This window comes from Xylophilus sp. Leaf220 (assembly GCF_001421705.1).
Lineage (GTDB): Bacteria > Pseudomonadota > Gammaproteobacteria > Burkholderiales > Burkholderiaceae_C > Xylophilus.
Map to the genome: position 1 here is coordinate 520,400 of NZ_LMKO01000012.1, position 23,840 is coordinate 544,239.

Below are 23,840 nucleotides of genomic sequence, written 5' to 3' on the forward strand. Positions count from 1 at the left end.
CCGACCCGCCGCGCCATGGGCGCACGGCCGATCGCCCGGCACCGCCCAAGGAGACGGGCCCACCCACCCTGGCGCCATCGGGGCCTTTCCTAGAATGGCGGCCGTGAACGCCATCCTGAACATTTCCGCCTACCGTTTCGTCCCCCTGCCCGACGCCGACGCCCTGCAGCAGACCCTGCAGGCGCGGGCCCTCGCCCTGGACCTGAAGGGCACGGTCCTGCTGGCCGAAGAAGGCATCAACCTGTTCCTGGCCGGCCCGGCCGAGGCGGTGCGCGGCTTCGTGGCGCAGCTCCGCGAAGATCCGCGCTTCGCGGGCCTAGCACCCAAGGAGAGCTGGTCCGACACGGTGCCGTTCCGCAAGATGCTGGTGAAGGTCAAGCGCGAGATCATCCGGATGGACCACCCCACGATCCGCCCCGCCGAAGGGCGCGCGCCGTCGGTCGATGCCGCCACCCTGCGGCGCTGGCTCGATGCCGGCCACGACGACGACGGCCGCCCGGTGGTCACGCTGGACACCCGCAACACCTTCGAGGTGGATGCCGGGACCTTCGAAGGCGCCATCGACTGGCGGATCGACAAATTCACCGAATTCCCGCCGGCACTGGCCGCGAACAGCCCGGCCCTGGAAGGCAAGACGGTCGTGAGCTTCTGCACCGGCGGCATCCGCTGCGAGAAGGCCGCCATCCTGATGCGCGAGCAGGGCGTCGAGCACGTCTACCAGCTCGAAGGCGGCATCCTGAAGTACTTCGAGGAGACCGACGGCGCGCACTACCGCGGCGGCTGCTTCGTCTTCGACGCCCGGCGGGCGGTCGACCCGGCGCTGAGCCCGGTGCCGCTTGCTATCTAATCGATAGCTGGAGGTCGGCGCGGATCGCCGACTGCAGGCACTTTTTCTTCTGGATTTTCCTGGTCAGCGCGGCAGGGGCCGGTCGGGCAGCGGGATGAACTCGTCGTCGCCCGGCACCGTGCCCATCGCCTGCGCCGCCCAGTCGGCCGCGGCTTCGGCCAGCCGCTCCTTGCGGCTGGAGACGAAGTTCCACCACAGGTGCCGCGGCACGTCGAGCGCGTCGCCGCCGACCACCACCAGCCGTACCGGCGCGGCGGCCGACAGCATCGCGCCCTGCCCGGCCTCCAGCACCACCATGCTGCGCGCCGGCAGCGGGCGACCGTCGACCTGCAACTCTGCATCGACGGTGTAGATGCCGACCTGCTCGGCCAGCGCCGGCAGCGCCAGGCAGGCGCCGGCGCCCAGCGCGACATCCAGGTACAGCACCTGCCCCTTCGCCGGTACCGGCGAAGCGGCGCCGAAGGCCTCGCCCACCAGCACCCGCACCGTGGCGCCGGGCGCGGGCTCCACCGCCGGGATGTCGGCCGCGGCGGTGTGGTGGAATAAGGGCTCGCTCTCCTCGTCGGCCAGCGGCAGGGCCACCCACAGCTGCAGCCCGTGGTTGGCGTAGGTGATGTCGCGGTGGCTCTCGGGCCGGCGCTCGCTGTGGACGATGCCGCGGCCGGCGCTCATCCAGTTGACCGCGCCGGGCGCGATGACCTGGTCCGATCCGATGCTGTCGCGGTGGTGGATCGCCCCTTCGAACAGGTAGGTGACCGTGGCCAGGCCGATGTGCGGATGGGGCCGCACGTCGTGCAGCACCTCGGGCGTCTCTTCCGACGGGCCGAAATGGTCGAAGAAGATGAAGGGGCCCACCGCCCGCTGCTCGGCCGCCGGCAGCAGCCGCCGCACGACGAAGCCGCCGCCCAGGTCGCGATCGTGGGGATGCAGGATGGTGCTGGGTGGCATGGCGCGGCCTCGCAGGAAAAGAAACAGCCCGCAGCATAGCGGGCCGTTCGGCGACGAATCGGACGGCGCTGCGCCGCCCGGGGGCCGTCAGCCCTTGAAGCGGGCGGCGATGGCGGCCACGCGGGCGCCGTACTGGCGGCCGGTTTCCAGGTCGCCCGGCAGCATCTCGGCCACGCTCGCATCCGAGGGGCTCTGCGCCAGCGCGCCGACCGAGCCGCCCAGGTTGTTCGGATCGTTGCGGTCGGCCGCCTTGGCGTTGCTCGGCAGCAGGCCCAGGCTGACCCAAACGCCGCCGTGCTGCGAGGCCAGCGTCACCAGGTACTGCAGCGTGCCCTGCTTGTCGCCGTTGAGGCTGGCGCTGTTGGTGAAGCCGCCGAAGACCTTGTCCTGCCAGGCGCGGCCGAACCAGGGCTTGGAGGACGCGTCGGCGAACTTCTTGAACTGCCAGCTCGGGCCGCCCATGTAGGTCGGCGTGCCGAAGATGATCGCGTCGGCCGCGGCCAGGGTCTCCCAGGCGCCTTCCGGCAGGTTGCCCTCGGCATCGATCGCGATCAGCTCGGCCTGCGCGCCGTCGGCGACCGATTGCGCCAGGCGCTGGGTGTGGCCGTAGCCGGAATGGAAGACGACGACGATGTGGGTCATGGAAATCTCTCTCGAAGGATGAAGCGAAAAACCGGTGCGCCCCACGGGGACGCACCGGGCACGGCAGGAGCCGGGGAATCAGCCGCGGCGCTTGGCGTCGACGCTGTAGGCGCCGGCACCGAAGGCGGCCAGCACCAGGAGGCCGCCGGCGATGGCGATATTCTTGTTGAAATTGATCTGCTGCATCATCTGCTGGGCTTCCGGCACCGCCCAGAAATTGTGAAAGAACACCGCGGCCACCACGGTGAACACCGCCAGCACGATGGCCGCGACCCGGGTCCCGAAGCCGGCGATCAGCGCCAGGCCGCCCACGATCTCCACCAGCAGCGCCACCACGGCGGCCGCGCTCGGGGCCGGCAGGCCCTTCGACGCGATGTAGCCCACCGTGCCCGAGAAACCCATCAGCTTCGAAATGCCCGCAGGCAGGAACAGGTAGGCCAGCATCAGGCGGCCGACCAGGGTGAGGCCGTTCTGCGCGCCGGAAATGGTGGTCGAGACAGGTTGGGTCATGGCGAGGGCTTTCGGGAAACGCGAGGTGAATGGAAGGATCGGGGCCGTGCCTGCGGGCGCAGGGCCCAGAGCGCCGGCCCGTCCGGCCAGACTGTAGGCCGGCGCGCTGCCGCCGATTACCATCGCGATTGACTTCACCATTCAAAATTACTGAATCGCCGACCGCCATGCCGACACCGCGCGACGTGCTCACCCCTGACATGCTGGCGATGCTCCAGCAGATCGCCGCCGCCGGCAGTTTCGCCGCGGCGGCGCGGGCGCTGGGCATGGTGCCCAGCGCCCTCACCTACCGGGTGCGGCAGGTGGAGGACGCGCTCGACGTGCTGCTCTTCGACCGCCGCTCGCGCCAGGCCCGCCTGACCGAGGCCGGCGCCGAGCTGGTGCGGGAAGGTACCCGGCTGCTCGGCGAGATCGATGCGATGGCGCACCGGGTGCAGCGGGTGGCGACCGGCTGGGAGCCGCAGCTCACCATCGCCTCCGACGGCCTGATCGACCGCGCCACGCTGATGGAGCTGGTCGAGGCCTTCTACGCGCTGGAGCCGCCCACCCGCCTGAAGCTGCGCGACGAGATCCTCTCGGGCACGCTGCAGTCGCTCACCTCGGGCCAGGCCGACCTGGCGCTCGGCGTGGGCGGCGACCCGGCGTCGGCCGCGGGGGTGCAGGTGCAGCCGCTCGGCACGATGCATTTCATCCACGTGGTGGCGCCGCACCATCCGCTGGCCCACCTGCCGGGTCCGCTGCTACCCGAGGTGCTGATGCGCCACCGGGTGATCGCGGTGGCCGATTCGGCCCGTGCAGGCCGCACCCTCACGGTGGGCGTTCTCGACGGGCAGGACGTGCTCACCGTGCCCTCGATGCAGGCGAAGCTGGAGGCGCTGCTGCGCGGCCTGGGCGTCGGCTCGCTGCCCGAGCCGATGGTGCGGCCCGAGGTCGCCCGCGGCCGGCTGGTGGTGCTGAAGATCCAGCAGCCGCCGCGGATGTACCGGGTGGGCTACGCCTGGTGCGGCCCGGCGGAACGCCACGGCCGGGCGCTGCAGTGGTGGCTGGAGCAGCTGGCCCGGCCCGGGACCCGGCAGGCGCTGCTGGAAGGCCGCGGGCCCGCATCGCCCGCCGCCCCGTTGCCCGCCGCAATCGCCACCGTGCCCGCCGCGCGCTCGCCCGCCGCGGCGGCACCGGGATTGGCCTGAGGAAGCCGGCCCCGGCGTACTGGCATCATGGGTGGCGACCGCGCCGATGGCCTCGCCCGACCCGCACCCTTTCCAGGAGACTCCATGCCGCCCCTTCCCGCGCCACCCGCCCGCACCCTGGCCTCTTCCCGCACCGCTGCGCGTTCCGCACGATCGACCAGCGCGTCGGCCGACACTTCGGCGGACCACGCCCCCGCCGTGCCTCGGCGCACGGTCGCCGTCGTCGGTGCCGGGCTGGCGGGCATCGCCTGTGCCCGGACCCTGGCACAGGCCGGCCACGCGGTGACGGTGTTCGACCGCGGCGCGCAGCCCGGCGGCCGGATGGCGACCGAGGCCTCTCCCTTCGGCGGCTTCGATACCGGTGCGCAGTATTTCACCGTGCGCGATCCGCGCTTCGCCCTGGCGCTGGAGCGCACCGCGTCCGAGTTGTGCCGCCGCTGGAACGCCAACACCGTCCGGGTGCTGGATACCCAGGGCCGCGTGGCCGCCGCCGGCCTGCCGCCGCGCGATGCCCACTGGGTGCCCGCGCCGGGCATGGACGCCCTGCCGCGCCACTGGGCGGCGCCGCTGGCGGCCGCCGGCCGGCTGCATTCGGGCACCTCCGTCGACGGCCTGGTGCGCGACACCCTCGACCCGGCCCGGTGGCAGCTGAGGACCTCGACCGCCGACGGCGCCGCCCGCGTCTTCGCCGGCTTCGACACCGTCGTGCTGGCGGTGCCGGCCGTACAGGCCGCGGTGCTGCTGCGCGGCGCCCGCGACAACGGCCTGGCGCCCGCCATCGAAGCCTGCGAGGTCGCCCCCTGCTGGACCCTGATGCTGGCGTTTCCGCAGGCCTCTCAGCCGGGTTTCGTCACCCTCGGGCCGCAGTGGAACGCGGCCCGCAGCACCCACCACCGCATCGTCTGGCTGGCGCGCGAATCCTCCAAGCCCGGCCGGGGCGGCGTCGAGCGCTGGACGGTGCAGGCCAGCGAGGCCTGGTCGCGCGAGCACCTGGACGACGATCCCGACCGGGTCCGCGCCAAGCTGCTGCGCGCCTTCTCGGAAGTGACCGGCATTCGCGCCGAGCCATCGCACGCCGAAGTGCTGCGCTGGACCGACGCCAAGACGGTCAAGCCGCTCGGACGCTCCCACCTGTGGGACGCGCAGGCCGGCCTGGGCGCCTGCGGCGACTGGTGCCTGGGCCACCGGGTGGAGGACGCCTTCGTCTCCGGCCTGGAGATGGGGCTCGCCCTGGCGTGATTCCGCAGGGGGACACGGCGGCCGGCGCGGCGGGCTACGTCGGCCGGTTCGCGCCCTCGCCCACCGGTCCGCTGCATGCGGGCTCGCTGGTCGCGGCGCTGGCCAGCTGGCTCGACGCACGGGCCCACGGCGGCCGGTGGCTGGTGCGGATCGAGGATGTCGATGCGCCCCGCTGCATCCCCGGCGCCGACCGCACCATCCTCGGCCAGCTGGCCGCCTGCGCGCTGCTGCCCGATGCGCCGCCAGTGTGGCAATCGGCCCGCACCGCAGGGTATGCGCAGGCCCTCGACCAGCTGGTGGCCAGCGGTGCGGCCTACCCCTGCGGCTGCTCCCGCCGCGACATCGAAGACGCCCAGGCCGCGCGCGGCGTCCGGCGCCAACGCAATGCCGCCCTGCCCTACCCGGGCACCTGCCGCAGCGGACTGCACGGCAAGCCGGCACGGGCCTGGCGGCTCAGGACCGATATTTCCATGCCAGAAGTGCCTGTAGCCGGCGTGGATGGCCGACCACCAGCTATCGAATCCGTAGCAGCCCCGCCCGCAGGCACGCCGGAACCCACGGTGCGCTGGACCGACCGTGCGCAAGGCCCGCAGTCCCAAACGGTCGAAGACGCGGTCGGCGACTTCGTCCTGCTGCGCGCCGACGGCCTCTACGCCTACCAGCTCGCGGTGGTGGTCGACGATGCGGCGCAGGGCATCACCGACGTCGTGCGCGGCGCCGACCTGCTCGACAACACGCCCCGCCAGCTGCTGCTGCAGCGCGCACTCGGCCTGCCCGCGCCGCGCTACCTGCACACCCCGCTGGTGCTGGCCGCCAGCGGCGAGAAGCTGTCGAAGCAGAACGGCGCCGAGGCGTTCGACGCGGCACTGCCGGCCGAGGCGCTCTCGGCCGCCGCCGCCGTGCTGGGCCTGCCGCCCGCCGCGCCGGGCGACACGGTGGCCGAACGGCTGGCGCGCTGGGTGCCCGCCTGGAGGGCGCGCTGGGCGGTGTCGCCCGACATGCACCGCGCCAACCCGGGCGACGCTCGCCGGTGCGCACCTAAAATCGACGGGTGAACACACCTCTTTCCGCAACCGAATCGCCCGCCGACGCACCGTCCGCCACCCCTCCGACCGCCGCGCAGGACCCGTCGGCACTCGCGGCCGAGTCGTCCGCGCCGGCCGGCACCGGGCCGGCGGACGCGGCCCCTGGCGACACGCCCGCCCCGGCCCCGCTGCGCAAGCCGATCAAGAGCTTCGTGCGCCGCGCGGGCCGCACCACCACCGGCCAGGCCAAGGCCTTCGAGGCCCTGGGCAGCACCTACATCCTTCCCTACCGCCCCGAGCCCCTGGACCTGGCGGCCGCCTTCGGCCGGGAGGCGCCCACGGTGCTGGAGATCGGCTTCGGCATGGGCGAGGCCACCGCCCACATCGCGGCGCTGATGCCGGAGAAGAACTTCCTCTGCTGCGAGGTGCACGAACCCGGCGTGGGTGCCCTGCTGAAACGCATCGGCGAACAGGGCCTGACCAACATCCGGATCGTGCAGCACGATGCGGTCGAGGTGGTCGACCGGATGCTGGCGCCCGACGTGCTGGCAGGCCTGCACCTCTTCTTTCCCGACCCGTGGCACAAGACCCGCCACAACAAGCGCCGCCTGGTGCAGCCCGCCTGGGTGGCGCGGGTCGCGGCCCGCATCGCGCCCGGCGGCTACCTGCACTGCGCCACCGACTGGGAACCGTATGCCCAGCAGATGCTGGAGGTCTTGGGCGCCGAGCCGCTGCTGCGCAACAGCACCGCGACCGGCTTCGCGCCCCGGCCGGCCTACCGGCCGCTGACCAAGTTCGAGAACCGGGGCATCCGGCTCGGCCACGGCGTCTGGGACGTCGTGTTTTCCCGAATCTGAAATCCGGCGGGCCGCGTAGTATTTCAACGTCGGATTGCGCGGTCTTTTTTCCATCCGGCACTTTGTGCCGTCCGCCCGCCGTTGCGGGCACAATGCCACCATTCGTCTACCTTGCCAGCCCGGTCCAACCCGAGAAGATGACCCCGATTCTTCAGCACCTCGTAGAAATCACCGGCCACCGCGATCAGGACCGCCTGGAGGTTTCCGTCGTGTCTGCCATGCGGCATCTGGTCAACATCCGCCGGGTGCGCAAGCTGGAGCTGGTCAACACCGCCGAGGGCCGGCTGATCCGGCCGGTGCTGCTGCTGGACGCCGGCCAGCCGGTCATCACCGACCGCCGCTCGCCCGCCCTCAACGACCTGGAGCCGTTCTCGAATTTCCCCGAGCTGGACCAGGCGATCGAGCAGCGCCTCAACAGCGCCGAGCGCCGGGAAGACGGCAGCTACACCCTCTGGCTGCCGGTGCGCCTGCAGGACAAGGTGGTGTCGGTGCTGGAGCTGTGCAACGACGTGCCCTACAACCCGCAGGCGCTCGACGTGGTCTACGGCATCGCTGAGGTGTACCGCAACTACCAGAGCCTGCTGGACTACAGCGAGCGCGACGCCCTCACCGGCCTGCTCAATCGCAAGACCTTCGACGAGCAGTTTTCCCGCTACTCGCAGCTCGAGGTGCAATCGCGCGGCACCGAGATGCCCGCCAACGCCACCGAGCCCGAGCAGCACTGGCTGGGCGTGGTCGACATCGACCACTTCAAGCAGGTCAACGACCGCTTCGGCCACCTGTACGGCGACGAGGTGCTGATCCTGGTCACCAACCTGCTGCGCACCTCTTTCCGCACCCACGACCGCATCTTCCGCTTCGGCGGCGAGGAGTTCGTGGTGCTGCTGCGCTCGGTCACGCTCGAGGACGCCCACCGCATCTTCAACCGTTTCCGGACCAACATCGAGCAGCACGTGTTCCCGCAGGTGGGCCGCGTCACGGTGACGGTGGGCTTCACCAGCACCGCCGGCGGCTCCTCGGTCGAGGTGCTGGGGCATTCCGACCAGGCGCTCTACTACGGCAAGGAAAACGGCCGCAACCAGGTCCAGCACTACGAGACCCTGGTCGCCAGCGGCAAGCTCGAATCGTCAAACCTCGCGAACAACGACGTCGAGTTGTTCTAGCCGCCCGCCCGACACTCCCACCACCGCCGCCCCCGCATTCCCAGGGATACCGCGGAACCGGCTTCGCCGGGCGACCGGTATCGCCCCCGGCAGGGGGTAGGCGAAGCGCACGCAGTGCGCGCAGCCCTGGGGGCGAGCCTGAATATTCGAGCTAAATGTTCAGCAGCGCCCACGCCTTGTCGAGCCGCTTGACGCTCACCGGCTGCGGCGTGCGCAATTCCTGGGCGAAGAAGCTCACCCGCAGCTCCTCCAGCAGCCAGCGCAACTCCTGCATCGGCGCATCCACCTGCCCCTTGCGCTCGGCGACCAGCCGCCAGTAGCGCTGCTCCTGCGGCCGCAGCTCGGCCAGGCGCTGCGCATCGCGGACCGGATCGGCGCGCAGCTTGTCGAGGCGCAGCACGATCGCTTTCAGGTAGCGCACCAGATGCTGCAGCTGCGGCCAGGGGGTCGCGGCCAGGAAGTTCTTCGGCACAAGCCGCTGCAGCTGCTGCTGGGCGTCGGCCACCGCGTCGGGCTGGATTTTGCTGTCCTTGATCTTGCGGGCGGCGGCGGCGTATTCCACCAGCACGCCGGCCGCGAGTCGGGCCACCTCGTTGGCGATCAGGGTGAGCCGGCCGCGGCCCTCGTCCAGCCGCTTCCTGAACTCGGCCTCGGACGTGGGCAGCGGGTCGAGCAGGAAGGCGCGGTCCATCGCCACGTCGAGGATCTGGCCGCGCAACTCTTCCTGCGTGCCGAGCGGCATGAAGGCCACCGCCATCTTCTGCAGATCGGGCACGTTCTTCTCCAGGTACTTCAGCGCGTCCTTGATCTGCAGCGCGAAGAGCCGGCGCAGGCCGGCGCGGTGGCGGGCGGCGGCGACGGCGGGCTCGTCGAAGACCTCGATCCGCACGCTGTCCTGTGCGTCGATCAGCGCGGGGAATCCGACCAGCGTCTGGCCGCCCTTGCGGATCTCCATCAGCTCGGGCAGCGCGCCGAAGGTCCAGGCGGTATAGCGCTGGTCGGCCGGCGCCGCGGCCGGCCCGGCCGCGGGCCGTGCGGCACCCGGCGCAGGTAACGCTTCTTTTTTGATAGCAGGTAGCCGGCTCTCCGCGCCGGCCTCGGGCACTTTTTCCTTGGATTTTCCTTCCGCCAGCCGCAGGCCGGCCAGCGCCTGGAAGGCGCCGCGCGCCTGCGCACCCAGCTCGGCCTTCAGCGCCGCCAGGCTGCGGCCGGCGCCCAGCTGGCGGCCGTGTTCGTCGACCACCCGCAGGTGCATGAACAGGTGGGGGCTGAGCATGTCGGGCTTGAAGTCGGCGCGCTTGACGTCGAGCTGGGTCGTCTCGCGCACCTCTTTCAGCACCGCGTCGGTCAGCGAACCGTGGCCGAACAGCTCGGGCGCGTTCAGCCGTTCTGCGATGCGGGTGGCCGATTCGGGCAGCGGCACCAACCTGGCGCGGGGCTTCTGCGGCAGGCTCTTGAGCAGCGCCTGAATCTTGTCCTTCAGCATGCCGGGCACCAGCCATTCGGCCCGGTCTTCGCTCACCTGGTTGAGCACGAAGATCGGCACCGCGACGCTCACCCCGTCCTTCGCGTCGCCCGGCGCATGCAGGTAGGTGGCGCTGCAGTCCACGCCGCCCAGCTTGACCGTGCGCGGGAAGGCGCTGCCGGTGATGCCGGCCGCCTCGTGGCGCATGAGCGCGTCGCGGGTCAGCAGCAGCAGCTCGGGGTTGCCGCGGGCGGCCTCGCGGTACCACTGCTCGAATTCGCGGCCGGTGGCGATCTGCTCGGGCACCTGCTTGTCGTAGAAGGCGTAGATGAACTCGTCGTCGACCAGCACGTCCTGCCGGCGCGCCTTGTGCTCCAGCTCCTCCACCTGGCGGATCGTCTTGCGGTTGGCGGCCAGGAAGGGCAGCCTGGTCTCCCACTCCTCGCCGACCAGGGCGGAGCGCAGGAAGATGTCGCGCGCGCCCTGCGGATCGATCCGTCCGAAGGGCATGCGGCGGTTGTTGTAGACCACCAGGCCATAGAGCGTGGCCCGCTCCAGCGCCACCACCTCGGCCGAGCGCTTTTCCCAGTGCGGATCGAGCAGCTGCTTCTTCAGCAGGTGGCCGCCCACTTCTTCCAGCCACTGCGGCTCGATGTTGGCGATGCCGCGTCCGAAGAGGCGCGTCGTCTCGACCAGCTCGGCTGCGACGATCCAGCGGCCCGGCTTCTTGCTCAGGTGCGCGCCGGGATGGCGGTGGAAGCGGATGCCGCGCGCGCCCAGGTAGATGTCTTCTTCCTCGGGCTTGAAGCCGATGTTGCCCAGGAGGCCCGAGAGCAGCGCCTTGTGCAGTTCCTCGTAGCCCGCGGGGTTGCGGTTGAAGACCCACTTCTGGTCGTTGATCACCGTCAGCAACTGGCTGTGGATGTCGCGCCATTCGCGCACGCGCCGGATGCTGATGAAGTTCTGGCGCAGCAGCTGTTCGTACTGGCGGTTGCTCAGTTTGGGACCGCCCCCAGGCTGCCCCACTGCGTGTGGTCCGCCAACCCCCTCGTCGGGGGCGGCACCGGCAGTCCGGCGAAGCCGGTCCTGCGGTGCCCCTGGATCTGCAGCCGCTGGCACGATGTCGGCGCCCATCTGGACAACCTTGACCGAACGCTGCGCAATCGGCAGCGCCGCGTGGTTGCGCGGGTGCCGCTGCGCGGGAGCGTTCTGCGCGCCCATCTCCCGCCGCGTCATCGCCACCGGCACGCCGCCCCGGGCGTCGCCCAGCCATTTCCACAGACGCAGGTAGCCGCTGAACTCGCTCTTGTCGTCGTCGAACTTGGCATGCGCCTGGTCGGCCTGGGCCTGCAGCTCCATCGGCCGGTCGCGCACGTCCTGCACGCTGAGCGCGCTGGCGATCACCAGCACCTCTTCCAGCGCGCCGCGGTCGCGGCCCTCCAAAATCATCCGGCCGATCCTGGGGTCGAGCGGCAGGCGCGAGAGCTGGCGGCCCACCTCGGTCAGGTCGTTGGCCTCGTCCACCGCGCCCAGCTCGGCCAGCAGCTGGTAGCCGTCGGCGATGGCGCGGCCCGACGGCGCCTCCAGGAACGGGAAACGCGCCACGTCGCCCAGGTGCAGCGACTTCATCCGCAGGATCACGCCCGCCAGGGAGCTGCGCAAGATTTCCGGATCGGTGAAGCGCGGCCGGCCCTCGAAATCCTTCTGGTCGTAGAGGCGGATGCAGATGCCGTTGGCGACCCGGCCGCAGCGGCCGGCGCGCTGGTTGGCGGCCGCCTGGCTCACCGGCTCGACCAGCAGCTGCTCCACCTTGCTGCGGAAGCTGTAGCGCTTGACCCGGGCGGTGCCGGCGTCGATCACGTAGCGCACGCCGGGTACGGTGAGCGATGTCTCGGCCACGTTGGTGGCCAGCACGATGCGCCGTCCGGTGTGGCCGTCGAAGATGCGGTCCTGCTCGGCCTGCGACAGCCGGGCGAAGAGCGGCAGCACCTCGGCGCCGCGCATCACCGGCTGGTGGGCCAGGTGCTTGCGCAGGTGGTCGGCCGCCTCGCGGATCTCGCGCTCGCCGGGCAGGAAGACCAGGATGTCGCCACCCGCGTTGCCCATCCACAACTCGTCCACCCCGTCGGCGATGGCCTCGTTCAGACCGTAGTCACGCGATTCCTCGAAGGGCCGGTAGCGCTGCTCGACCGGGAAGGTGCGGCCCGAGACGTAGATGACCGGCGCCGGCCCCTTGCTGGATGCGAAGTGCTGCGCGAACCGGTCGGCGTCGATCGTGGCCGAGGTGACGACGATCTTCAGGTCGGGCCGGCGCGGCAGGATCTCGCGCAGGTAGCCCAGCAGGAAGTCGATGTTGAGGCTGCGCTCGTGCGCCTCGTCGATGATGATCGTGTCGTAGGCCTTCAGCAGCGGGTCGGTCTGCGTCTCGGCCAGCAGGATGCCGTCGGTCATCAGCTTGACCGAGGCGTCCTTCGACAGCCGGTCCTGGAAGCGCACCCGGAAACCGACCACCTCGCCCAGCGGCGTCTTCAGCTCCTCGGCGATCCGCTTGGCGACCGACGACGCGGCGATCCGGCGCGGCTGGGTATGGCCGATCAGCCGGCCCTGCCCCGGCGGCTTGCCCAGCTTGCCGCGGCCCATCTCGAGCGCGATCTTGGGCAGCTGGGTGGTCTTGCCCGACCCGGTCTCGCCGCAGACGATCACCACCTGGTTCACCTCCAGGGCATCGCGGATTTCAGCACGGCGGGCCGAGACGGGCAGGGATTCGGGAAAGTGGATGGCCAGGCGCGCATGCGCGGCGGTGGCGGGCACGGCAGGAGAAGGCGGGGAAACATGCATAGAGGCGGCCGATTATCCGAAACATGGGGTGCCCGTGCACGCACCCGGTCCGTCCGACCCCGCGCCGCTGGCCGGTGGCCCCTGCCCTTTCGGCGGACCGACGCTGCGCTGCGCGGTCGAAACCGGAATCCGGGCCCGCTCGCGGATTCGCATCTGGAGCGCAGTACGCCGGCTGTTCGCACGCTTACTCGCATCTAGAATGCCGTCGGCGTCGATTTGTAACTCGCCGCCATCCACATCGATCGGAGAAGCGGAACCATGGGTAACCGGCGCAATAGCTTGTATGAGGTTCTCGGCGTGGCACCGGATGCGTCGGACGCCGACATTCGCACGGCCTACGAGCGCCGCTGCGAAGCTCTGAATACGGCCGCACCGGGCGAGGTGCCAGCGGACCGGGACCTGCAGCGCAAGGTGCTCACCCTGGCCTTCAGGACGCTGGCCTCGCCGACGGAGCGGGCCGCCTACAACGCCAGGATGTCGACGCCGCCCTCGGTGCCGGTGCCGGCCTTGTCCCTGGTGCCGATGGAGACCGATCCGGATGCCCTGGCGCTGAAAGCGGAGGCCTTGACGCTGCGGGCCGAGGCGATGAGCCTGCGCGCGGAGGCCATGTCGATGCGGGGCGGCCGGACATTGGCTGCGGGCGGTTTCGCCGCCGACCACGGCCACTCTCCCTTGAACGACACGGCGTCGCTGCTGCGCAAGGTGCTGACCGTGTTGGGCACGCTGCTGGCGATCGCACTCGTCGCGCGGGTGCTGGTCATGCTGCTTGCCGGCCCCAGCAAGCCGGTCGCACCCGGGATGGACAACGATGCGCGCGAGAAGGTCGTCCTGCAGGACTATTACCAGACCTATGGCGTGCGCCCGGCCAACCTGGCCGAAATGGAGTTGATGGAAGCGGAGCGCAGGCGCAAGGAGCGCAGCACGCAGGAAGCCAGGAACGCAGAGCGCGATAAAGCACGCGCAGCGGACGCCGAGCGCCGGGCAGCCGAAGACACCCGACGGCGTGCGGACGAGGTCTCTGCCCGCCTGCATGCGGAGGAACAGGCCTTCAAGGAGCGCATGCGCCGGGAAGACGAACTCGCCGAGCGGGACAAGCGGGCCAAGCAAGAGCGGCAGGAGCGCGCGGAACGCGACGAAAGCCGCCGGGCACGGCAGCAGGAAGCCGAATGGCGCCAGGTGCTCAGGAGCAATTGAGGATGCCGGGAGCGCGTGCCATGCTGCGCCGTTTTCGCCTGCCGTCGGCGACTGCGACCGTCCTGGTCGCGACCATGGCCCTGGCCTCCTGCTCCCGCCAGGAAGCCCCGCGCTCCGACCTCTTCGTGGGCAAGTGGCGCTCGTCGCGACTGGCGACCCCTTTGTATCTGCACGCCAACGGGGACTGGGAGATCAAGACCGACGAGGGCGCCGTCCTGCAGTACGGCGTGTGGGAGTCCAAAGGCCGCAGGTTCGTCTGGAGCATCAAGCAGGGCAGCGAGATCAACCAGGACGTCAACGAGGTTCTCGCTGCAGGAGCGCAGCGGTTTCAGCTGCGGGAAGCCAACGGCACCACCACCACCTTCGACAAGCTCGACGTGATCCGCTAGCGTGGCCGCCATGAACCACTACGAGCGTCTGGAAGTCAGCCCTACGGCCAGCGCCTCGGTCATCCGCGCGGCGTACAAGAGCCTGATGCAGCGGCACCATCCCGACAAGGTCGACGCGTCGGCGGCGGCGAACGAATACGCGATGGCGCTGGCGCAGGCCTACCGCGTGCTCTCCAACGAAGAGGACCGTGCGGCCTACGACGTATCGCTGCGCCGGCAACAGCCATCGCGCGTCGCGGAGCCGTCGGGCCTGCCTGCCCAGCCGGCCGCACCGCGCCATCGCGCCCGGCCTGCCGCCGCATGGCGCGGTCCCGGCTACGCCTGGGCTCTGGTGACGGTGATCGCCGTGTCCGGCCTCACGCTCCATTGGCTCGGCGACAGGCGCGGGACCGCATCGACCGGCGCCGCCCCGCGGCCCGCGGCGACACGGACACCGGCGCCCATGGTGCGCACCCAGCGCATCCACCTGCTCACCCCCGGCCTGAAGGTTCAGCTCCCTGCATCCGGCGCCGCCGACGAGCGTGCGCTCCGGCTGACCATTCCCGCGCTGATCGTCGAGATCCGGGCCGCCGACCGCGATCCTTTTCCCAGGTCGATCGAGTCCCGGATGTCCGAGATCGTCGAACGGCTTTCGCGCCAGCTAAGATCGGTCTCCGCTGTCGAACTGCGCATCGCAGGGTCCGACTATCTGTCCGATTTCTTGAAGCAAGCGCTGATCGACGTTCTCGGTTCGCCGGAGTTCCTGGCGAACGAGCCGCAGGGTGCGGATGCCGCAGCGTCTCACGAGATCGTTCGCGTCACACTCCCGGAATCGTTCATCCTCGACTGACCGCCGGATCGTCCGCCCCGCCGGTTCGCAGCGCCCGCCGTTCGCCGCGATGCGGACGACTCCGAAGGCACAATCCGCCCCCACCATGTCCGCCGTCTTCAATTTCACCTTCGTGCCCTGGTTCCGCTCGGTGGCGCCCTACATCCACCTGCACCGCGGCAAGACCTTCGTGGTGGCCATCGCGGGCGAGGCGATCGCCGCAGGCAAGCTGCAGACGATCGCGCAGGACATCGCGCTGATCCAGAGCATGGGCGTGAAGATCGTGCTGGTGCACGGCTTCCGGCCGCAGGTCAACGAGCAGCTCCTGGCCAAGGGCCACACGCCGCAGTATTCGCACGGCATGCGGATCACCGACAGCGTGGCGCTCGATTGCGCGCAGGAGGCCGCCGGCCAGCTGCGCTACGAGATCGAGGCCGCCTTCAGCCAGGGCCTGCCCAACACGCCGATGGCCGGCTCCACGGTGCGGATCATCTCGGGCAATTTCCTCACCGCCCGGCCGGTCGGCATCGTCGACGGGGTCAACTTCAAGCATTCGGGCCTGGTACGCAAGGTGGACACCGCCGGCATCCTGCGCTCGCTGGATTTCGGCGCGATGGTGCTGCTCTCGCCCTTCGGCTTCTCGCCCACCGGCGAGGCCTTCAACCTGACGATGGAAGAGGTGGCCACCAGTGTCGCGATCGAGCTGCAGGCCGACAAGCTGCTGTTCCTGACCGAGGTGCCGGGCATCCGCGCGCAGCCCGACGCGCCCGAGGGCGACGACAACCCGATCGATACCGAGATGCCGCTGGCCGTGGCCGAGAAGCTGCTCTCCGAGCTGCCGCCGCCCCTGCTGCCGACCGATGCCGGCTTCTACCTGCAGCACTGCGTGAAGGCCTGCAAGGCCGGCGTGGAGCGCAGCCACATCCTGCCGTTCGCGGTCGACGGCGCGCTGCTGCTGGAGGTGTACGTGCACGACGGCATCGGCACCATGGTGATCGACGAGAAGCTCGAGAGCCTGCGCGAAGCCACCGCCGACGACGTGGGCGGCATCCTGCAGCTGATCGAACCTTTCGAGAAGGACGGCACCCTGGTCAAGCGCGACCGCACCGAGATCGAACGCGACGCCGACCACTACACCATCGTCGAGCACGACGGCGTGATCTTCGCCTGCGCCGCGCTGTACCCCTATGCCGAGGCCCGCACCGGCGAGATGGCCGCGCTGACCGTGTCGCCGCAGAGCCAGGGCCAGGGCGACGGCGAGAAGATCCTGCGCCGCATCGAGCAGCGGGCGCGTGCCATGGGCCTCGGCAGCATCTTCGTGCTGACGACCCGCACGATGCACTGGTTCCTGAAGCGCGGCTTCCAGCCGGTCGACCCCGACTGGCTGCCCGAGGCCCGCAAGCGCAAATACAACTGGGACCGCAAGAGCCAGGTCCTGGTCAAGAAGCTGGTCTAGTCCGATGGCCGATCTGATCGCCGCCGCGCTCTACAAGTTCGTCCGCCTGCCCGACTACGCTGGTCTGCAGGCGCCGCTGCTGGCCTGCTGCGAGGCCCACGGCGTCAAGGGCACGCTGCTGCTGGCCGAGGAAGGCATCAACGGCACCATCGCCGGCCCGCCCGACGGCGTGCGCGCGGTGCTGGCCTGGCTGCGCAACGACCCGCGGCTGGTCGCCCTGCAGCACAAGGAATCGCCCGCCGAGGTGCAGCCCTTCTACCGGATGAAGGTGCGGCTGAAGCGCGAGATCGTCGCGCTGGGCGTCCCGGGGCTCGATGCCGCGGCCGACGCAGGTACCTACGTGGCGCCGGCCGACTGGAACGCGCTGATCGACCAGCCCGACGTGGTGGTGGTGGACGTCCGCAACGACTACGAGGTCAAGATCGGCAGCTTCGACGGTGCGATCGATCCGCTGACCAAAAGCTTTTCGGAACTGCCCGACTGGGTCGCACGCGAGTCGCAGCCCGGCGGCGTGCTGGCGGGCGACGGCGATGCCAGGCCGCGCGTCGCGATGTTCTGCACCGGCGGCATCCGCTGCGAAAAATCGACCGCCTACTTGCGCAGCCAGGGCTTCGACGAGGTCTTCCACCTGGAAGGCGGCATCCTCAAATATTTGGAGACGGTGCCGCCCGAAGAAAGCCGCTGGCACGGCGACTGCTTCGTGTTCGACGAACGGGTGTCGGTCGGCCACGGCCTGGTGCAGGGCCGCCACACGCTGTGCCGCTCCTGCCGCTGGCCGCTGGGCGATGCGGAGCGTGCATCGCCGCTGTACGTCGAAGGCGTGAGCTGTCCTTATTGCCACGGCACCCGCAGCGCGGAAGAACTGCAGGGCCTGGCCGAGCGGCAGCGCCAAGTGGAACTGGCGCAGCAGCGGCGGCAGGCCCACATCGGCGCACGGATGGCACCGCCGCCGGAACCGCCGCCGCCGACCTCCGACGAAACGGCCTAGACGCGCACGCTGCGGCGCGTGAGCAGCACCAGCAGCACGACGGCGAAGACCACGAAACAGACGAAGGACCAGTTGGCGATCGAGCCGCCGAGGAAGGTCCAGTCGATCGCGGTGCAGTCGCCGCTGCCCTTGAAGATCATCGGGATCGCGCGCTTCAATGGGAAGGTCTCGATCATCCCGTACAGGTCGCGGCTGCACGAGGCGAACTCGGGCGGGTACCATTGCAGGAAACTCTGGCGGGCCGCGACGAAGGCACCGGCGCCGGCCATCAGCAGCGCCAGAAAAGCCAGCGCCTTGCAGCCGCCCGGGCTGCGCAACGCGGCACCGACGGCGCAGAACACGCCCACCAGAATCAGCGCGTACCGCTGCACGATGCACATCGGACAGGGCTCGAGCCCCACCACATGCTGCAGGTACATGCCGAAGGCCAGCATCGCCACACACAGCACCGCGATGCCGCCCAACACCCGGCGCGGGTGCGTTTCAAATAAGGTCCACAAGATCTAAGCCCTCCAAGAGCGTGTAATTGTCAGGCTCTTTGGGAGGGCTTTCGCGCTTTGGTTCCCGGCTTCTGCAGAAGCGCGACGGCAGACGCTTGGGGACTAGCTCGCGCCTTCGACGAAGACCCGTGCGCGCCGCGGCGTCAGCACCAGGGTGTCGCCGTCCTTCAGCGCCATGGCGCGGAACTGGTCTGCCGGAATCTGCGCCTCGATCAGCGCGTCCTTGCCGTCGTTGGCCGCCTGCGGCTCGGTGGCGACCAGCTCCAGCCGCGCGATCGGGCCGACGACGATCGAGCGCTCCAGCACCGCGACGATGCCGCGCCGCTGGCCGGCCGCATCGCGGTCTGCGCCCGGCGTGTAGCGCTGCACGTCGAGGTCGTGCGGCCGCACGTAGGCGAAGGCCGCCGCATCCAGCACGCCGGCATGCTCGGGCGCCTCCAGCCGGATGCCCTCGACATGCACCGCGCCCTGGTCGGCCCGGCCATGGAACAGGTTCACGTCGCCCAGGAAGCCGTAGACGAAGGGGCTGGCCGGATGGTCCCAGACCTCCTGCGGCGAGCCGCTCTGCTCGACCTTGCCCTTGTTCATCAGCACCACCCGGTCGGCCACCTCGAGCGCCTCTTCCTGGTCGTGGGTCACGAAGATGCTGGTGACGTGCAGCTCGTCGTGCAGCCGGCGCAGCCAGCGGCGCAGTTCCTTGCGCACCTTGGCATCGAGTGCGCCGAAGGGCTCGTCGAGCAGCAGCACCTTGGGCTCCACCGCCAGCGCGCGCGCCAGCGCGATCCGCTGGCGCTGGCCGCCGGAGAGCTGCGACGGATAGCGGTCGGCCAGCCAGTCGAGCTGCACCAGGTTCAGGAGCGAATGCACCTTTTCCTTGATCTGCGCCTCGCTCGGCCGCAGCTTGCGCGGCTTGACCCGCAGGCCGAAGGCGACGTTCTCGAACACCGTCATGTGGCGGAACAGCGCGTAGTGCTGGAACACGAAGCCCACCTGGCGCTCCCGCACATGCACGTCGGTGGTGTCTTCGCCGGCGAACAGGATGCTGCCGGCGTCGGCCGTCTCCAGGCCGGCGATGATGCGCAGCAGCGTGGTCTTGCCGCAGCCCGAGGGGCCGAGCAATGCGATCAGCTCGCCCGAATCGATGTCGAGGCTGACGTCCTGCAGCGCCTGGAAGTTGCCGAACTGCTTGCTGACGTTGCGAATTTCGATGCTCATGGTTCTTCTTCTGGGAGGTGGGCGGTTCAGCGCGGCACAGCAGGCGTGCCGACGACCGAGGCGGCGAGGCCCGCGGCCAGCGGCGGCTCGGGCGACAGCTCGCCCGCGGAGCGGCGCTCGCGCTCGTGGCGCCACTCGATCCACGACTTGATCGCCAGCGTGACCAGGGCCAGCAACGCGAGCAGCGATGCGACGGCGAAGGCCGCCACCGACTGGTACTCGTTGTAGAGGATCTCGACGTGCAGCGGCACCGTGTTGGTCTGGCCGCGGATATGGCCCGAGACCACCGACACCGCGCCGAACTCGCCCATCGCCCGTGCGTTGCACAGGATCACGCCGTACAGCAGCCCCCACTTGATGTTGGGCAGCGTGACCTTGTAGAAGGTCTGCCAGCCGGTGGCCCCCAGCACGATGGCCGCCTGCTCCTCGTCGTTGCCCTGCGCCTGCATCAGCGGAATCAGCTCCCGCGCGATGAACGGAAAGGTCACGAAGACCGTCGCCAGCACGATGCCCGGCACCGCGAAGATGATCTTCACGTCGTGCGCCGACAGCCAGTTGCCGAACCAGCCCTGCGAACCGAAGACCAGCACGTACATCAGGCCCGCCACCACCGGCGACACCGAGAACGGCAGGTCGACCAGCGTGGTGAGGAAGGCCTTGCCGGGAAAGTCGTACTTGGCGATCGCCCAGGCCGCGGACACGCCGAAGACCAGGTTCAGCGGCACCGCGATCGCCGCGGTGATCAGGGTGAGCTTGATCGCCGACCAGGCGTCGGGCTCGCGCAGCCCTTCCAGGTAGGCGCCGAAGCCCTTGCGCAGCGCCTCTGTGAACACCGCTGCCAGCGGCAGCACCAGGAACAGCAGCAGGAACGCCATCGCGATCCCGATCAGGGTGCGGCGCACCCAGGGCGACTCGGTGGTGCCCGCGCGCACTCGCGACACGTTGGCTCGTCCGGCAACGCTCATGTCGGCATCCCCGCGCGCTTGCGCTGCCAGGACTGCAGGCCGTTGATGACCAGCAGCAGCGCGAAGGAGATGACCAGCATCACCACCGCGACGGCGGTGGCGCCGGCGTAGTCGTACTGCTCCAGCTTGCCGATGATGATCAGCGGCGTGATTTCGGAAATCATGGGCATGTTGCCTGCGATGAAGATGACGGAGCCGTATTCGCCGATCGCCCGGGCGAAGGCCATCGCGAAGCCGGTCAGCAACGCGGGCGCGATCGCCGGAAAGATCACCTTGGTGAAGGTCTGCAGCCGGGTGGCGCCCAGGCTGGTGGCGGCCTCCTCCAGTTCCTTCTCGGTGTCTTCCAGCACCGGCTGCACCGTGCGCACCACGAACGGCAGGCCGATGAAGATCAGCGCAATCACCACGCCGGCCGGCGTGAACGCCAGCTTGATGCCCATCGGCTCCAGGTACTGGCCGATCCAGCCATTGCCCGCCAGGATGGCGGTGAGCGAGATGCCGGCGACGGCGGTGGGCAGCGCGAACGGCAGGTCCACCAGCGCGTCGACGATCTTCTTGCCGGGGAACTTGTAGCGCACCAGCACCCAGGCCAGCAGCAGGCCGAAGACCAGGTTGACCAGCGCCGCGAGCAGCGAGGCGCCGAAGGTCAGCCGGTACGAGGCCAGCACCCGCGGCGAGGTGACCGCGGCCCAGAACTGCTCGCCGGTGAGGCTGAAGCTGCGCAGCACCAGCGCCGACAGCGGCACCAGCACGATGATGCTGAGGTAGAAGACGGTATAGCCCAGCGTCAGGCCGAAGCCGGGCAACACCCGTTTGGCGCCCCTGCGGCGCCCCGGCACCGCAGGCTGCGGCGCCGCCGTGGCAGCAGCCGACATTTAGCGGCCGACGGTGTAGAGCTTGTCGAACTGGCCGCCGTCGTTGAAGTGCACCTTCTGCGCTTCGCCCAGGCTGCCGAAGACTTCCTGCACGGTGAAGAGCTGCACCGGCTTGAACACGTCGGCGTGCTTCTTCAGCACCGCGGCCGAGCGGGGGCGCAGCGCGTGCTTGGCCGCGATCTCCTGGCCTTCCTCGGAGTACAGCCAGTCGAGGTAGGACTTGGCCAGCTCGGCGGTGCCCTTCTTGGCGACGGTGCGCTCCACCACCGCCACCGGGTTCTCGGCCACGATGCTGGTCGACGGGTACACCGCGTCGACCTTGCCGTCGCCGAACTCGCGGTTGATCGAGACCACCTCGGATTCGAAGGTGATCAACACGTCGCCGATGTTGCGCTGCAGGAAGGTGGTGGTCGCGTCGCGGCCGCCCTTGCCGAGCACCGGCACGTTCTTGTAGATCTTCGAGACGAAGTCGGCCGCCTGCGCGTCGGTGCCGCCCTTCTTCTTGACCGAGCCCCAGGCGGCCAGGTAGGCGTAGCGGCCGTTGCCGCCGGTCTTGGGGTTGACCACGACCACCTGCACGCCGGGCTTGGTCAGGTCGTCCCAGTCGCGGATGTTCTTGGGGTTGCCGTTGCGCACCAGGAACAGCATGGTCGAGGTGGTGGGCGACGCGTTGTCGGGGAAGCGCTTGGCCCAGTCCTTGGCGACGACGCCGCGCTCGGCGAGGAAGTCGATGTCGGTGGTGGTGTTCATCGTCACCACGTCGGCATCCAGGCCGTCGGCCACCGCGCGGGCCTGCGCGCTGGAGCCGCCGTGGGCCTGGTCGATCTTCACGTCCTTGCCGGTCGTCTTCTTGGTATGCGCGATGAATGCCGCGTTGTAGTCCTTGTAGAACTCGCGTGCCACGTCGTAGGACGCATTGAGCAGCGTCGTCTGGGCAGAGGCGATGCCGCTGGCGGCGAGCGCGGCGGCGGCAAGGGCGATCTTGAGGCGGGAGGTCATGCGGATTCCGTGGCGTAGGGTGAAGGAGGAACGGGAGCGTGGGAAGACGGGGGTTGAACAGGGGGATTGTCGCGTGCCGCGGCGGGCGGCTCGAAGCCGAGCGACAGCGCGCCGGTCAGCGACTGCAGCAGCGCCAGGCCCAGCGGCCAGTCGCCGTGGCCGGATTCGACATTCAGGTGGCCGGCGTTCTGCAGCCGCACGAACTCGCTCTCCCACGCCCGGGCATAGGCACCGGCCAGGCGGATCGGACAGTACGGGTCGTTGCTGCTGGCGACCACCACGCTGCGGTACGGCAGCCGCGTGTGCGGCACCGGCGCGAAGTCGCTCAGCACCGCGCGGCGCTCCGGATCGGCCGGGGCCACCAGCAGGGCGCCGACGATGCGCGACTGCGCCTCGTCGCCCAGGTGGCTGGTGGCGATGCAGCCCAGGCTGTGCGCGGCGATCACCACCGGCAGCGGAGAGGCGAGCACGGTGCGCTCCAGCGACGCGACCCAGGCGTCGCGCCGCGGCGTCATCCAGTCGTCCTGCTGGACACGGACCGCGCCGGGCAGCCGCTCGGCCCAGAGGCTCTGCCAATGGCCGGGCGCCGAATCGCGCCAGCCCGGCACGATGACGATGCGCGTCGCGTCGCCCGCGCAGGCCGGCCGGGATGCCGCCATGCTCACTTGTTGGGCTGGGGCGTCAGGCGCAGGTAGGGGCGCACGGCGTCGAAGCCCTTGGGAAAGCGCTGGGCCAGTTCGGCCGGGTCCTGCAGGCTGGGCAGGATCACGACGTCGTCGCCGTCTTTCCAGTCGGCGGGCGTGGCGACCTTGTGGCTGTCGGTGAGCTGCAGCGAGTCGATGACGCGCAGGATCTCGTCGAAGTTGCGGCCGGTGCTGGCCGGGTAGGTCAGCGTGGTGCGCACCACGTGCTTCGGATCGATGATGAACACGCTGCGCACGGTGGCGTTGACCAGCGCGTTCGGATGGATCATGTCGTAGAGATTGGCGACCTTCTTGTCGGCATCGGCCAGGATAGGGAAATCGACCGTGGTCTTCTGCGTGTCGTTGATGTCGGGCACCCACTTGCCGTGCGATTCGAGCGTGTCGACGCTCACCGCGATTGGCTTCACGCCGCGCTTGGCGAACTCGCCCGACAACGCCGCGGTGCGGCCCAATTCGGTGGTGCAGACCGGGGTGAAGTCGGCCGGGTGCGAAAACAGCACCACCCAGGAGCCGGCGGCCCAGTCATGGAAGTGGATCGGGCCGGCGGTGGAATCTTGGGTGAAGTCGGGTGCGGTGTCGCCGAGTCTGAGGGTTGCCATGTGCGCTCCGGGTGGGTGGTGAAACGTATTCTGCGGACGACGTCATCGAACCCAAACAAATATCTGCTTGTATCCATATGACGTTTTCCGCATAAGACATGCGTTACAGCTTGGCGATCGACACTTCGGTGGACTTGACCAGCGCGACCACGTCGGACCCGACCTTGAGCTGCAGCTCGTCCACCGAGCGGGTGGTGATGACCGACGTGACGGTGCCGAACGGCGTCTCGACATCGACCTCGGAGACGACGTCGCCGCGCAGGATCTCGCGGACCTTGCCCTTGAACTGGTTGCGGACGTTGATGGCTTGGATGGACATGGAAATACTCCCTTGGGTTGAAAAACGGTTGACGCTATGAAATCGATAGCTGAAGGCCGGCGTTCCGAGCCGGCCACAGGCTCTTTTGATTTGAAAATGGGTACCGTG

At 69.7% G+C, this 23,840-nt stretch carries 23 protein-coding genes; 11 read left to right on the forward strand and 12 right to left on the reverse strand.

Annotated elements, in window-relative coordinates:
* Positions 1–103: 103 nt before the first annotated feature.
* Positions 104–847: a sulfurtransferase gene (locus ASE76_RS11105; protein WP_156362658.1), complete on the forward strand. Its 744-nt coding sequence runs from the start codon at positions 104–106 to the stop codon at positions 845–847.
* Positions 848–910: 63 nt separating this feature from the next.
* Here ASE76_RS11105 and ASE76_RS11110 read toward each other — a convergent pair whose 3' ends face one another.
* The 3 genes from ASE76_RS11110 to ASE76_RS11120 form a co-directional block, all read right to left on the reverse strand.
* Positions 911–1,795 (reverse strand): pirin family protein, encoded by an 885-nt coding sequence (locus ASE76_RS11110; RefSeq protein ID WP_055839053.1) that lies wholly within the window; start codon positions 1,793–1,795, stop codon positions 911–913.
* 87 nt (positions 1,796–1,882) lie between these two features.
* Positions 1,883–2,437, reverse strand: coding sequence for a flavodoxin family protein (locus ASE76_RS11115; RefSeq protein WP_055839056.1), 555 nt, complete (start codon positions 2,435–2,437; stop codon positions 1,883–1,885).
* 78 nt (positions 2,438–2,515) lie between these two features.
* Complete coding sequence (locus tag ASE76_RS11120) at positions 2,516–2,947, reverse strand: DoxX family protein (protein WP_055839059.1); 432 nt, start codon at positions 2,945–2,947, stop codon at positions 2,516–2,518.
* 167 nt (positions 2,948–3,114) lie between these two features.
* On the opposite strand from ASE76_RS11120, the gene ASE76_RS11125 reads away from it, so the two are divergent.
* From ASE76_RS11125 to ASE76_RS11145, 5 genes are all read left to right on the forward strand, one after another.
* Positions 3,115–4,134: a LysR family transcriptional regulator gene (locus ASE76_RS11125; protein WP_082448323.1), complete on the forward strand. Its 1,020-nt coding sequence runs from the start codon at positions 3,115–3,117 to the stop codon at positions 4,132–4,134.
* 84 nt (positions 4,135–4,218) lie between these two features.
* A complete protein-coding gene (locus ASE76_RS11130; protein ID WP_082448324.1) occupies positions 4,219–5,373 on the forward strand; it encodes an NAD(P)/FAD-dependent oxidoreductase in 1,155 nt (384 codons plus the stop codon).
* On the forward strand, positions 5,370–6,428 hold the full coding sequence (gene gluQRS, locus ASE76_RS11135; protein ID WP_236698404.1) for a tRNA glutamyl-Q(34) synthetase GluQRS: 1,059 nt from the start codon (positions 5,370–5,372) through the stop codon (positions 6,426–6,428). The genes ASE76_RS11130 and gluQRS overlap by 4 nt, the downstream gene beginning before the upstream one ends.
* Positions 6,425–7,255 carry a tRNA (guanosine(46)-N7)-methyltransferase TrmB gene (trmB, locus tag ASE76_RS11140; RefSeq protein ID WP_055839062.1) on the forward strand — a complete coding sequence of 277 codons (831 nt, stop codon included), beginning with the start codon at positions 6,425–6,427 and terminating at the stop codon, positions 7,253–7,255. The genes gluQRS and trmB overlap by 4 nt, the downstream gene beginning before the upstream one ends.
* A 137-nt stretch (positions 7,256–7,392) precedes the next feature.
* On the forward strand, positions 7,393–8,418 hold the full coding sequence (locus ASE76_RS11145; protein WP_055839065.1) for a GGDEF domain-containing protein: 1,026 nt from the start codon (positions 7,393–7,395) through the stop codon (positions 8,416–8,418).
* Positions 8,419–8,569: 151 nt separating this feature from the next.
* On the opposite strand, the gene hrpA is transcribed toward ASE76_RS11145, so the two are convergent.
* On the reverse strand, positions 8,570–12,721 hold the full coding sequence (gene hrpA / locus ASE76_RS11150; protein ID WP_055839068.1) for an ATP-dependent RNA helicase HrpA: 4,152 nt from the start codon (positions 12,719–12,721) through the stop codon (positions 8,570–8,572).
* A 258-nt stretch (positions 12,722–12,979) separates the two neighbouring features.
* Between hrpA and ASE76_RS11155 the strand changes: the two genes are divergently transcribed.
* The 5 genes from ASE76_RS11155 to ASE76_RS11175 all read left to right on the forward strand — a co-directional run bounded on the left by ASE76_RS11155 (position 12,980) and on the right by ASE76_RS11175 (position 17,556).
* A complete protein-coding gene (locus ASE76_RS11155; protein WP_156362660.1) occupies positions 12,980–13,915 on the forward strand; it encodes a hypothetical protein in 936 nt (311 codons plus the stop codon).
* 20 nt (positions 13,916–13,935) lie between these two features.
* Positions 13,936–14,304 carry a hypothetical protein gene (locus ASE76_RS11160; protein ID WP_055839073.1) on the forward strand — a complete coding sequence of 123 codons (369 nt, stop codon included), beginning with the start codon at positions 13,936–13,938 and terminating at the stop codon, positions 14,302–14,304.
* Positions 14,305–14,314: 10 nt separating this feature from the next.
* Positions 14,315–15,133, forward strand: a complete 819-nt coding sequence (locus tag ASE76_RS11165; RefSeq protein ID WP_156362662.1) for a J domain-containing protein — start codon at positions 14,315–14,317, stop codon at positions 15,131–15,133.
* Positions 15,134–15,218: 85 nt separating this feature from the next.
* A complete protein-coding gene (argA, locus tag ASE76_RS11170) occupies positions 15,219–16,568 on the forward strand; it encodes an amino-acid N-acetyltransferase (RefSeq protein WP_055839077.1) in 1,350 nt (449 codons plus the stop codon).
* Positions 16,569–16,572: 4 nt separating this feature from the next.
* Positions 16,573–17,556, forward strand: coding sequence for a rhodanese-related sulfurtransferase (locus ASE76_RS11175; RefSeq protein ID WP_055839080.1), 984 nt, complete (start codon positions 16,573–16,575; stop codon positions 17,554–17,556).
* Here the strand turns inward: ASE76_RS11175 and ASE76_RS11180 are convergent.
* From ASE76_RS11180 to ASE76_RS11215, 8 genes are all read right to left on the reverse strand, one after another.
* Complete coding sequence (locus ASE76_RS11180; protein ID WP_055839082.1) at positions 17,553–18,059, reverse strand: disulfide bond formation protein B; 507 nt, start codon at positions 18,057–18,059, stop codon at positions 17,553–17,555. The genes ASE76_RS11175 and ASE76_RS11180 overlap by 4 nt on opposite strands.
* A gap of 99 nt (positions 18,060–18,158) precedes the next feature.
* The gene (locus ASE76_RS11185; RefSeq protein ID WP_055839085.1) at positions 18,159–19,271 is read right to left on the reverse strand and encodes a sulfate/molybdate ABC transporter ATP-binding protein; all 1,113 of its coding nucleotides are present in this window, start codon (positions 19,269–19,271) and stop codon (positions 18,159–18,161) included.
* 26 nt (positions 19,272–19,297) lie between these two features.
* Entirely contained in the window at positions 19,298–20,236 is a 939-nt protein-coding gene (gene cysW, locus ASE76_RS11190; RefSeq protein WP_055839088.1) for a sulfate ABC transporter permease subunit CysW, read from the reverse strand.
* Positions 20,233–21,111 (reverse strand): sulfate ABC transporter permease subunit CysT, encoded by an 879-nt coding sequence (cysT, locus tag ASE76_RS11195; protein ID WP_055839091.1) that lies wholly within the window; start codon positions 21,109–21,111, stop codon positions 20,233–20,235. Before cysT ends, cysW begins: the two co-directional genes overlap by 4 nt.
* Positions 21,112–22,110: a sulfate ABC transporter substrate-binding protein gene (locus ASE76_RS11200; RefSeq protein WP_055839094.1), complete on the reverse strand. Its 999-nt coding sequence runs from the start codon at positions 22,108–22,110 to the stop codon at positions 21,112–21,114. It lies immediately after the preceding gene.
* Positions 22,107–22,769, reverse strand: a complete 663-nt coding sequence (locus tag ASE76_RS11205; protein ID WP_082448327.1) for an alpha/beta hydrolase — start codon at positions 22,767–22,769, stop codon at positions 22,107–22,109. The genes ASE76_RS11200 and ASE76_RS11205 overlap by 4 nt, the downstream gene beginning before the upstream one ends.
* A gap of 2 nt (positions 22,770–22,771) precedes the next feature.
* A complete protein-coding gene (locus ASE76_RS11210) occupies positions 22,772–23,413 on the reverse strand; it encodes a peroxiredoxin (protein ID WP_055839097.1) in 642 nt (213 codons plus the stop codon).
* Between the two features lie 103 nt (positions 23,414–23,516).
* Entirely contained in the window at positions 23,517–23,732 is a 216-nt protein-coding gene (locus tag ASE76_RS11215) for a molybdopterin-binding protein (protein WP_055839101.1), read from the reverse strand.
* Positions 23,733–23,840: the final 108 nt, after the last annotated feature.